Raw genomic sequence first — 11,362 nt, 5'->3', positions numbered from 1 at the left:
ATCAATGAACATGAGCGGCCGCAGACTTTTCTATGTCGGCTTTGATTAAATAGCTGTTGTCAGTGACATAGCTTTGTCCTGCCATCAGCCCTGATGTGATGGCTGTATAATCATCATCACTTACCCCAAGAGTCACTGATTGAGCTGTGTATTCATCGCCTTTTTGAATAAAAATAATGGCTTGGCCTTCCATGTATTGAATGGCTTTATTTTCAACGCGTACATCAACTGTACTTTCAAAAACCGTGATGTCGGCACTGATCAAGTCTCCCGGCGTGTGTTGCTTGTTGCTGTTGTCAAAGGGGACCCGTGCCAGTAGATAAGGCTCATTTTCAGGCCCTGGAATCATGTGGTGAATTGTACTGACAATTTTTTCATTGTTATCAAGCAAGCTGACTTTTTGTTGTGCACGGACTTGTTTTCTTTGCTGATGAAAGACTTTCAATTCAGCCCACAAAGATTGGCTGTCCAATAATTTGAATAAAATTCGGTCTGCGGTGACTTCACCAGGGTTTAAGTAGCGGTGTTGCACCATGCCATCTATCGGTGCGGTTATGTTATACGTTTGTAAGCTGTTGTCAGATTCAATAACTGCTAATGTCTGGCCTTTTTTAACCACGTCACCAATATTGGCAGTCATTTTTTTAACCACACCTGGAAAGCGGGCATAGACGTCGGCCATGTGTTCAGGCGCTGCTTGTAATCTGCCATACACTTTGAGTTTTTGCTCTATGGTTCCAGCCGAAGCCAGTGCCGTTTGCAAATTTTGCTTTTTGCTTACTTCACTGTTGATGGTGGTTGCTTTTTCTTCATCATGTCCATGGTGACCATGATCGTCGTGACCTTCTGATGCAAATGCCGATTGAAAACACATGTTGAAGATAAGAAAAACGGTTAAAGTCACGGGTTTTATTATGTTTGATTTCATGGGGCATTCCTGTTGTTGAGTGATTGTCCACTCAGTTGTTCTATGATGGTTTCGTGTCTGTGTGTTGCCGCAGCGGTATCGATTAATTGGCGCTCTGCGTCGAATACTTGTTTTTGAACTGTGAGCAATTCTTGGTAACTGTAGCGTCCTAATTGGTACGCTTTCAGTGTTTCTTGGTGGGCTTTTTTAAGCCATGGAATCACTTCATTTTTCAATGTTTTGGTTTCTGACATTGTGGCGTTTATGTTTTGAAAAGCTTGTCGGAGCTGTGTTTCAAGCTTCAGCTTTTGCTGTTGTTGTTGCATATTGATTTGAGCTGTTTTGGCTGCATTGGCTGACAATACGCCATGGTTTCTTTGCTGCTTGAACAGTGGCATGGAAAACCCAGCAATTATCGCGGTGTCTTGCGTTTCTTGTATGCGGTTGATGCCTAATTCCCAGTTAAAATCGCTTTTTGATGAGGCTTGGATTTGTTGGCGAGTGATTTCTTGGAGTCTGGTTTCTGCTGTAAATCGTTGAATATACGGTGATTTTTTTAAGTTCATTAACAAAACATCCAATGAAAGTTGCTGATTGAAGTGCATTAAGTCGCCTGTTACAGTCTCGAAGTCAGCAACAGAACTTCCCCATAAGTTGGCTAATTTCAATTGCCAGTGTTTTTGTTGGTTTTTTAAACGCTGTTGTTTGAGTTCTGTTTGTTTTAAGGTCGCTTTGGCTTGAAACACTTCTGCTTTAAATGCCACCCCTTTTTTGAAACGAGACTGCGTCATTTCTAGGTTTTTTTCTGCCCATTGTTGTTCGGCTTCTGACAGTTTGATATGAGATTGTATTGAAATCAGTGTGATGTGGTTTTGTGTTGCGTTGGCCAGTACATCTAAAGTGGCCAATTGCTGACCGAATTCACTGATTTGAATTTGTTGTTCAAACTGCTGGCTGCGCCAATATCTTTTTTTCCGGTTTCAATAACAGAACTTAATGACAAAGAAAATTCAGATTGAGATATGCCTGTATATGGTGTTGTGCCAAAGACATTGTCTGCGCCAATGTTAAGCCTAAGCTCCGGTTTAAGTTCAGCAGTTTCCTTTTGACCCTGCCATTGTTTTTTTAAAAACTCAAAGCCTTTTAGTTCTGGGTTGTTTTGTAAAATACGTTTCAGAGTTTCACTTAAAGAAAGCAACTGACCGTTTTTACTGGGACTGTAGGTGGTTTCGGAGCCTTCTGCTGATGCCACACACACCAAAGAAAACAGCATGATGCTCAATATAAGTGTGTGCATACAATTGCGAGTCACTGGAATGACCGCCTTTATTTGTTGTTTCATTTTTTAATTACCTGTTTGTTGACTTCAAATCAATTCATGCAAAATAAGCGGATGTACGAACTGACTGCTAAAGCCGAGTTAAATATTTTGGTTTTGGGGACTTACAGGTAAAAGTGAATAGGGGGGCGGTCTATGCCTTCCCTTATTTTATTGATGGTAGGGCTTGGGGATAAGAAATAGGGAGCGGAAGGTTCAATTTTCAGTGTGTCTGATAACGTGAGCATCAAACTGACGTGGCTGCCATGACAGTGATGACAATTATCGCAGGAGGTTTGGGTGTCATTGCATTTGTCTTCATCCAATGACAGTTCGCTCAAAGTTGATGATAACTGGTGTTCGTCATGGTGTTGATCAACATGCTCATGCTGTTCTGTTTCAGTGGATTGAGCAGGCGTGGTGAGCTCTGAAGATTCGTTGGCCAATAAAACGGTTTGCGTGAACAACAGCACAACAGCCAAAAGCTGTAAAATCCAGTGTTGTGTTGTTAACTTGTTGCCCATGAATAATTATTTAAAATATTATAAAACAAAAGACTGCAGTCATTGCTTAAAGTTCACCTGACCAGCAAAACATTTAAAAAATTCAGAGACACCCTTGGGTGCCTCTGAAAGTTTTACTTTTAATTTGCTTTATGAATGGCGCGTTTGTCAACGTTCATCGCTGCTTCAAATACAGCTTCAGAAAGCGTAGGATGCGCGTGGATGATGCGAGACAAGTCTTCAGCACAACCTTTGAATTCCATGGTAACCACACATTCAGACAACAAGTCTGCTGCATTGGCAGAATAGATGTGTGCGCCCAATAATTCATCGGTTTCTTCGTCAGCCAACAATTTAACCATACCTGTAGGCTCATTCATGGCCAAGGCACGGCCATTGGCCGCCATTGGGAATGTACCGACTTTGTAGGCAACGCCAGCTTCTTTCAATTGTTCTTCTGTTTTACCAACCCATGCCAACTCAGGCTCAGTGTAAATAACAAAAGGAACGGTGTTGAAGTCTACATGCCCATGTTGTCCTGCGATGCGTTCAGCAACAGCAGAACCTTCTTCAGAACCCTTGTGTGCCAGCATGGGGCCGCGTACGGCATCACCAATGGCCCAAACGTTTGGTACAGAAGTTTGACAGTCGTCATTGACGTCAATTTGACCACGGTCGGTTAATGTCACACCACAATCGTCCGCCAATAAGCCTTCCGTTTCAGCTTTACGGCCGACAGCGACCAATAACTTATCAAATGTTTCAGTGACTTGTTCGCCGTTCTTTTCAGAGACCACTTTAACTTTACCGTCTTTGATGGTGGCTGATTTAACAAAGGTAGACAAGTGAATGTCCAATCCTTGTTTCTTGAATGTTCTGGCTGCCATTTTGGCCATGCCTTGGTCACAAGCAGCTAAGAATGTGTCCATGGCTTCGAAGACTTTAACTTCAGAACCCAGGCGGTTCCAAACACTGCCTAATTCAAGTCCAATCACACCGCCACCAATCACACCTAATCTTTCGGGTACGGCATTGATGTCTAGTGCGCCTGAATTGTCAACGATGTGTTCGTTGTCGATTTCTACGTTTGGAATTGAGATGGGCACAGAGCCTGAGGCTAAAATCACATGGTTGGCTTGAACGACTTGCGTTCCATCGTCGTTGGTGATTTCAACTTGACGGTCTTTCAACAGCTTACCAGAGCCCGCTATGTATTTAACTTTATTGGCTTTGAATAATTGAGCAATGCCACCCGTTAATTGTTTAACAATTTTGTCTTTGCGGGCAATCATGGTTGCCACGTCCATTTTTGGGTTTTCAAAGCTGATGCCATGCACATCGTAACTGTGTGTCATGTGATCAAAGTGCTTTGATGAATCCAATAAGGCTTTTGATGGAATACAGCCCACATTCAAACAGGTACCACCCAAGGCATATTTACCGTCTTTGCCTTTAAAGCGATCAACACATAATGTATTGAAGCCCATTTGAGCAGCGCGAATAGCTGCCACATAGCCAGCTGGTCCACCACCGATTACTACCACGTCATATTGTGTTGTCATGATAAGCTCCTTATATGTTTAATAACAAGCGTGCAGGGTCTTCCAAAGACTCTTTCACTTGAACTAAAAATTGTACAGCATCTTTACCGTCAATGATTCTGTGATCATAGGTCAAGGCCAAATACATCATAGGACGAACTACTATGTCACCATTAACGACGACTGGACGTTCTTTGATGGTGTGCATGCCCAAAATAGCGCTTTGTGGCATGTTCAAAATAGGTGTAGACATCAAAGAGCCAAAAGATCCACCATTGGTGATGGTAAATGTGCCACCTTGTAAGTCTTCCATCGCTAATTTACCTGCATTACCAGCGACTGCATAATCACGGATGCCTGCATCAATGTCAGCCAAGCCCATGGCGTCGGTGTTTTTCAATACTGGAACAACCAAACCACGATCTGTTGCCACAGCGATACCGATGTTTTGTTGTTTATGGTAAACCACATCAGTGCCTTCAACTGAGGCATTGATAATAGGGAATTTTTTCAAAGCTTCAGTGGCTGCTTTAACAAAGAACGACATCAAGCCCAGCTTAATGCCGTGCTTATTGATGAATTCTTCTTTGTATTTTTTGCGGATGTCCATCACGGCTTTCAAGTCCACTTCATTGAATGAAGTTAACATGGCAGCAGTTGATTGGGCTTCAATCATGCGGTCAGCAATTTTTTGACGCAAACGGCTCATAGGTACACGCTCTTCCATTGGCATGTTGGCCACAGATTGAACGTCTGGTTTGGTGATGCGACCTCCACGACCCGAACCTGAAACTTGCGATGCATCGATGTTATTTTCATGCATCATTTTACGTGCAGCAGGCCCCGCAGATCCTGTGGTGATTCCTTGTGGAGTAGCGGCGGCTGGCGCAGCAGCGCTTTCAGCAGGTTTGCTGTTTGCCGCAGGTGTGCTTGTTGCAGCAGGAGCTACGGATTCAGCTTTGCTTTCAGCAGGCACTTCGCCTGCTTCAACTATTGCCAATACTTGACTGCCTTCTACCACATCACCAGATTCGGCAGAGATAGACTTTAATACGCCATCGGCTGGAGCAGGCACTTCCAAAACCACTTTGTCGGTTTCTAAGTCCACCAAGTTTTCGTCACGGCGGACGAAATCACCAGGTTGTTTGTGCCATGTGGCTACGATTGCATCGCTTACCGATTCAGGTAAAACCGGGACTTTAACTTCAATGCTCATACTATAATTACTCCGCGTCTATTGCCGAACCATGTTCCCCATGGATGGCATCTAAAATCAATTGTTGTTGTTCTTTCATGTGTACTTTTAATGCGCCCACAGCAGGTGAGGGCGAGCCTTTTCTGCCTGCAAAATGCAGTGGGAATCGGTTGTCAATACAATGTTGTAAGTGGTGTCTGATTTGGAACCAAGCACCTTGGTTAATAGGCTCTTCTTGGCACCAAATCACATCTTTAATGTTACTGTAGTTATCTAATACGTTTTTCAAGTCTGTTCTTGGGAAGGGGTACAGTTGTTCAACACGGCTGACAGCCACATTTTTGACGCCTTCTTTGTCTAGTTGTTCAATTAAGTCGTAATATACTTTGCCCGAACAAAAGATCACACGTTCAACGTCTTTGGCATCACAGCGACGATCTGGTATGACTTTTTGAAAGCCGCCTTGCGTTAATTGTTCCATTTTAGACGTGGCCATTTTGTGACGTAACAAGCTCTTAGGTGTCATGACAATCAATGGCTTGCGTGCTTTACGCAACATTTGTCTGCGAATCATGTGGAACGTTTGTGCAGGTGTCGATGGCATGCACACTTGCATGTTGTTGACGGCACATAATTGTAAATAGCGTTCTAACCGTGCTGATGAATGTTCAGGTCCTTGGCCTTCAAAGCCGTGAGGTAAAAACATCACCAAGCCACTCAAGCGACCCCATTTGGCTTCACCTGAAGAAATGAATTGATCAATCACGACCTGAGCACCGTTGGCAAAGTCACCAAACTGTGCTTCCCAAATGACCAACGCATTGGGTTCAGATGTGGCGTAACCATATTCAAAACCCAGAACAGCTTCTTCTGAAAGAACTGAGTTAATGATGTCGATTTTATTGCCGTCTTTTTGCAAAGCTTCTAATGGTGTGTAGTTGTCATTGACATCTACATTATGTACAACAGCATGCCTGTGGAAAAAGGTGCCGCGTTGAGAATCTTGTCCATCAATGCGAATTTGGTGTCCTTCATCAAGAATGCCAGCATAGGCCATGGTTTCAGCAAAGCCCCAGTCCAATGGCTGTTCACCATTCATCATTTTGATGCGATCTTGGTTGATTTTATTGACCCTTGGATGGGGTTTTAATTCCGCAGGCAAGCTTGTGATGACTTCGGCATATCTTTTGAAGTTTTCTGGAGTGATGTTGGTGTCAACTTGCTCTGATAAATCGCCATCTATGTGGTCTGCCCAGTCGACGGCATATTTGTCGTTATTATGAGTCGGGCCAAATTCAACAATGCCTTCCTTGTTATCCATTTTGTCGCGGTAAGCGTCAACTAAGTTGCGCGCATAATCGGCTGTGACAACGCCTGCCTGTGCTAATTGGTCAGCATACAATTCACGTGGTGATTTGTGCGCTTTGACCAATTTATACATGTGGGGCTGAGTGGCAGATGGTTCGTCGGCTTCGTTGTGTCCATGTTTACGGTAACACACGAGGTCAACAACTACGTCTTGTCCAAAGGCCTGTCTATAATCTGCTGCTAAGTTAGTCGCAAAGACAACGGCTTCTGGATCATCGCCATTGACATGGAATATCGGTGCTTGAACCATTTTGGCCACTTCAGTACAGTACAGGTCGGCTTTTTTATCCAAGGCATGAGTTGTTGTAAAACCAATTTGGTTATTGATAACGATGTGAATCGTACCGCCAACATCATAACCTTCAACCATCGCCATGTTAAAACATTCCATGATGACACCTTGTCCTTCAAAGGCGGCATCGCCATGAATCAACAGAGGCACCACGGCATTTTTATTGCTGTCATTACGGCGAACTTGACGCGCTCGTGCAGAACCCAAAACCACAGGGTTGATGATTTCTAAATGTGATGGATTGAACGCCAAAGCCAAGTGGACATCGCCACCTGAAGTAGGTACATCTGAAGAGTAGCCTTTGTGGTATTTCACATCACCAGAGTTCACATTGTCTAATTCATCGGCTTTAACGCCATCGAATTCATCAAACAATTCGCCAGGTGATTTACCCAATACATTGACCAACATGTTCAAACGACCGCGATGTGCCATACCAATGACCAATTCTTTGGTTTGTTTGGCACCCAAATGCTTAATCAAAAAAGTCATTTGCGGAATCAGTGCATCACCACCTTCCAAAGAGAAGCGTTTTTGTCCAACATACTTAGTGTGCAAATAACGTTCCATGCCTTCGGCGTGTGTCAGCTCTTGCAACATGTTTTTCTTGTCTTCATCACTGAATGGAAATTCACCAGCGTGTTTTTCCAAACGCTGCTGTAACCATTCTCGTTTCTTGATGTCAACAATGTGCATGTACTCTACACCGACGTGTTGACAATAGACATTTTCAAGCGTGTTGATGATGTCTTTTAAAGTCATTTGATCTGGTGCAACCATTGACCCTGTATCAAAACTGGCTGACAAGTCTTGTTCAGTTAAACCATGAAAACTCAATTCTAAGTCCGGAGTATCAGGTCTTTTAGAATAATTTAATGGATCCAGTTTGGCTTTTTGATGACCTCTGACTCGGTATGAATTGATCAAACGCAATACGGCAGCTTGTTTATGTTGGTGCGCAGCATCGCCTGAAATGACAGCTGCACCCGCGGGTAAACGGCCTGCCATTTCAAATTTTTCTATGATTGGCAGGTGTCTGACGTCACCTTGGCCTTGCTCAAAAGAAATGAACAATTTTTGCAATTCAGGTGACACAGATTGTGGGTCTGCCAAGTATTGGTCGTAGTAACTTTCCAACCAAGCCGAATTGGCGCCAAAAAATGGGGCCGATTGGTGTTTTTCTTTAATCCAGCTACTCAAAGGAGCTCTCAGTTTTAATATGAAACGCGTATTATACCCAAACCAAAGCAGGGTCAAAGCCTACATGGTAAAAAATGTAAAAAAAATAAAAAAGTCACCTTTGGATACAGTGAAAAACGCTTGTAAGTGGTAAGATACTTAAAGACATTTTGCACACATACAAAATTAAATGGAATTAAATATTATACACAGTAAAATAATATGAAGACTTGCGTTTTAAAACAGCTCATTATTTTGGTAATTATCATGGGCCCTTTCAGTACGGCCTCATCAAATGTGGTTGATAATCAACTCAATCACTTATATGAAATAAAAACCTCTGATATACCTTCATTTATTGCGGGTATTGAGCGTTTAAAGTTAGATAAAGAAGCTATGTCTGATGAGCAAAGCTGTTTGTTTGATTTTTTATCAGCTCAAATTCCATATTATAAGGGCGAGTTTGCGCAGGCACTGAAGCAAAACAAACAAGTCATAAAAAAATGTCCAAATTCTCCTTTTGAACTATTCGGTCACGTACAAAATGCATTGGTCTATTCGGTAACAAGCGAGTATGTCATGGCGTTCGAGTCTTTGCAGCGGGGTGAAAAATTACACAGAGAGCTAACAATGACAGATGAATATTTAAAATATTATTTGTCTGGTGCTGCCATGGTTTTGGTTAATCTGTCTCAATATAACTCGGCCGAAGATAAATTGTTAGCACTTGAACACCTGGCTGAAAACGCGCCAGAGTACCTTTGTCGTATCATGTTTAATCGCTTGAACATTGCGTTGTCAGAAAAAAATTATCAATACAGTTCTGAAGACAGGTTGCAAGAAGTTACAATGCATTGTGAACAAGCCAACGAGCATTTATACCTTCAGTTTTCACAAACCATTTGGCATTATTTTAAATTCATTAATAACGAATATCAGGCCATTGATGTTAAAGCCAAACTGGACAATCATTTGTCAAATGAGTCCAAAGTGTTGGAGCTGAATTACCCATATTTAAGCAGTGCTTATTATGCCACTTTAGCCCAAGGTTTTTATCTGTTAGATGACCATGTTGGATCCAAAAAATATGCAAAACTGGCATTGTCATATACCAGCTTAGGAAATGTGATTTTTAAAGTAACGGCGATGGATGTATTAATCAATGTGCTAGACCAGGAAGGAAACTATCAGGCTGCATTTGAGTTGCTTAATAAAAAAAGTCAGATTGAACAAAACCAGCAGTTTGAATTGAAATCAAAAAATATGGCCTATGCCATGGTTGCTCAAGCTGTGGGAGCAAAGGAAAACACCATTCGGTTGTTGAACGAACAAAATGCGGTATTACTGCACAATGAACAGTTAAAGGATGAACAAAACCGCCTTCAACTGATGTTTATCATTTCACTTTTGGTCTCATTAATACTGTTGTTTTTAATTTTATGGCGGGTTTGGTCAAAGTTAAATCGGGCCAAATTGGAAACCCATTTAGATTATTTAACCAAAACATCAAACAGAAAAGGGTTTGAGAAAAAGTTGGCCGAGGTTTTTAAGCGTAATGATGTTGTTCATACGGAGGTGCAATTCGGGCTAATGAATTTGGATGATTTTAGGGTTTTGAATGATGAAATTGGGCACCACGCAGGTGATTATTTTTTGATTGACTTGGTCAAGCGTTGTGAGTCGATGTTGCCAGAGAATGCTTTCATGGGGCGTACGGGAGGAGAGGAGTTTTGCTTTGTTTTATATAATGCCACTCAAGATGAAATGAAATCTTTTCTAAATTTAATGCGTGAGCACATCATGAATCAACAGTTTATTTATCAAGATGATGAAATGAAATTGACTGCCAGTTTTGGCTTCACATCAGCTGCACCTGGGATGAATTCCTATGAGAAATTAATTGGCCAAGCAGAGCGGGCATTGTTTCAGGCTAAATTGATGGGTAAAAATCAGGTTGTTTATTATTGAATTTAAGTGACGGGTTGTAAGTATCCCGCTTCGACTAGTTTTTCAAATACCTCATTGTTTTGCCTTTCAAAGGTTTGCTGATGGCAAATCATTTGAGCAAATGAAGCAGCGCATTCAAAGGTTTCACCGTCGATAAACAACTTACAAGTATCTCCTGAAATTTGATATAAAAAAGTCACCATGGGATTTTTTTGCCACAATCCGATGTGTTCTGGTTGCGTTTCAATTAGGGTCTCCAATTGTCTGTATTCACTGAAAAACTGGCCAAACAATTGACCCCAATCGTCATTTTTAATGCCAAAAGCAGATAAAATAGTCTGCTTAAATTTTTCAATGTCATTGTTGTCAAAGCTGTAGATACTATCCATCCTGCCTTGATCAGTGAACCTGTTAGTCTCATCACAGCGGTTGGCAATAAATTCAGCAAAAGCCATCACCATTTCTGATTGAGAAGGTGCGCGCATGCCGATAGAACAGGTCATGCAATCTTCACTTGTTGAAATGCCGTGGTGTGGAATTTCAGGTGGTAAGTACAAAACATCACCGGTTTTTAATTCTACTGTGGTTTTGGCTTGGTAGTTATTTAAAATAGACAAATCACTTGCCTTCACAAGTTCAGTTTTTTTCAATGGCTTATCATCATATGACCACTGGCGAGTGCCTGATGTTTGTATTAAAAATACATCATAGTGGTCTGTGTGAGCACCTACCGATGCACCTGTTGGGGCAAATGAAATCATCAAGTCATCCAGTCGCCATGATTTAATGAATGGAAAAGCATCAAGAATGGCCATTGTCTCAGGCCTCCACTTTTCTATGTCTGAAACCAGTAGCGTTGGATTGAAATTTGACACATCTTCCCAAGCATCTGGGTCATCATAGATGGCTTGATACCCCTTGCTGTCTTCGCTGTAGATGATGCGAGACTGAACGTCTTCTTCACTAGCCAACTTAAACAGCTGCACGGGATTGGGCAGTGAGCTAAAGTCTAATGAAGTATTGCGAAAAAGAAACGGCTGTTTTTGCCAGTACCGCTGAAGAAATTCTTCAGCGGTGATGGATTGATTGGCAAACAGGTCTTTGATATTCAA

9 protein-coding genes are annotated in these 11,362 nt (G+C 42.0%); 1 reads left to right on the top strand and 8 read right to left on the bottom strand.

Annotated elements, in window-relative coordinates; genetic code table 11:
- Nucleotide 1: 1 nt before the first annotated feature.
- From FET73_RS00210 to FET73_RS00180, 7 genes are all read right to left on the bottom strand, one after another.
- Nucleotides 2-928, bottom strand: coding sequence for an efflux RND transporter periplasmic adaptor subunit (locus tag FET73_RS00210; RefSeq protein ID WP_154221918.1), 927 nt, complete (start codon nt 926-928; stop codon nt 2-4).
- Nucleotides 925-1,815, bottom strand: a complete 891-nt coding sequence (locus FET73_RS15465) for a TolC family protein (RefSeq protein ID WP_154221917.1) — start codon at nt 1,813-1,815, stop codon at nt 925-927. The genes FET73_RS00210 and FET73_RS15465 overlap by 4 nt, the downstream gene beginning before the upstream one ends.
- Nucleotides 1,803-2,249, bottom strand: a complete 447-nt coding sequence (locus FET73_RS00200; RefSeq protein ID WP_154221916.1) for a hypothetical protein — start codon at nt 2,247-2,249, stop codon at nt 1,803-1,805. Before FET73_RS00200 ends, FET73_RS15465 begins: the two co-directional genes overlap by 13 nt.
- Before the next feature lie 101 nt (nt 2,250-2,350).
- Nucleotides 2,351-2,749: a hypothetical protein gene (locus FET73_RS00195; RefSeq protein WP_154221915.1), complete on the bottom strand. Its 399-nt coding sequence runs from the start codon at nt 2,747-2,749 to the stop codon at nt 2,351-2,353.
- 119 nt (nt 2,750-2,868) lie between these two features.
- Nucleotides 2,869-4,290 (bottom strand): dihydrolipoyl dehydrogenase, encoded by a 1,422-nt coding sequence (lpdA, locus tag FET73_RS00190; RefSeq protein ID WP_154221914.1) that lies wholly within the window; start codon nt 4,288-4,290, stop codon nt 2,869-2,871.
- A gap of 10 nt (nt 4,291-4,300) precedes the next feature.
- Nucleotides 4,301-5,485, bottom strand: a complete 1,185-nt coding sequence (gene sucB / locus FET73_RS00185; protein WP_154221913.1) for a dihydrolipoyllysine-residue succinyltransferase — start codon at nt 5,483-5,485, stop codon at nt 4,301-4,303.
- 7 nt (nt 5,486-5,492) lie between these two features.
- Nucleotides 5,493-8,324, bottom strand: coding sequence for a 2-oxoglutarate dehydrogenase E1 component (locus tag FET73_RS00180; protein ID WP_154221912.1), 2,832 nt, complete (start codon nt 8,322-8,324; stop codon nt 5,493-5,495).
- A 201-nt stretch (nt 8,325-8,525) separates the two neighbouring features.
- On the opposite strand from FET73_RS00180, the gene FET73_RS00175 reads away from it, so the two are divergent.
- Nucleotides 8,526-10,271 (top strand): GGDEF domain-containing protein, encoded by a 1,746-nt coding sequence (locus tag FET73_RS00175; RefSeq protein WP_154221911.1) that lies wholly within the window; start codon nt 8,526-8,528, stop codon nt 10,269-10,271.
- Nucleotides 10,272-10,273: 2 nt separating this feature from the next.
- Here FET73_RS00175 and FET73_RS00170 read toward each other — a convergent pair whose 3' ends face one another.
- Nucleotides 10,274-11,362 (bottom strand): cupin domain-containing protein, encoded by a 1,089-nt coding sequence (locus FET73_RS00170; RefSeq protein ID WP_179952023.1) that lies wholly within the window; start codon nt 11,360-11,362, stop codon nt 10,274-10,276.

This window comes from Marinicella rhabdoformis (assembly GCF_009671245.1).
GTDB lineage: Bacteria > Pseudomonadota > Gammaproteobacteria > Xanthomonadales > Marinicellaceae > Marinicella > Marinicella rhabdoformis.
This window is presented reverse-complemented; position numbering and strand designations above follow the sequence as displayed.

Excerpts from the sequence above, each read along its gene's own strand:
- FET73_RS00210 (WP_154221918.1), bottom strand. The coding sequence starts at position 928 with ATGAAATCAAACATAATAAAACCCGTGACTTTAACCGTTTTTCTTATC.
- FET73_RS00175 (WP_154221911.1), top strand. The coding sequence starts at position 8,526 with ATGAAGACTTGCGTTTTAAAACAGCTCATTATTTTGGTAATTATCATG.
- sucB (WP_154221913.1), bottom strand. The coding sequence starts at position 5,485 with ATGAGCATTGAAGTTAAAGTCCCGGTTTTACCTGAATCGGTAAGCGAT.
- lpdA (WP_154221914.1), bottom strand. The coding sequence starts at position 4,290 with ATGACAACACAATATGACGTGGTAGTAATCGGTGGTGGACCAGCTGGC.
- FET73_RS00195 (WP_154221915.1), bottom strand. The coding sequence starts at position 2,749 with ATGGGCAACAAGTTAACAACACAACACTGGATTTTACAGCTTTTGGCT.
- FET73_RS00200 (WP_154221916.1), bottom strand. The coding sequence starts at position 2,249 with ATGAAACAACAAATAAAGGCGGTCATTCCAGTGACTCGCAATTGTATG.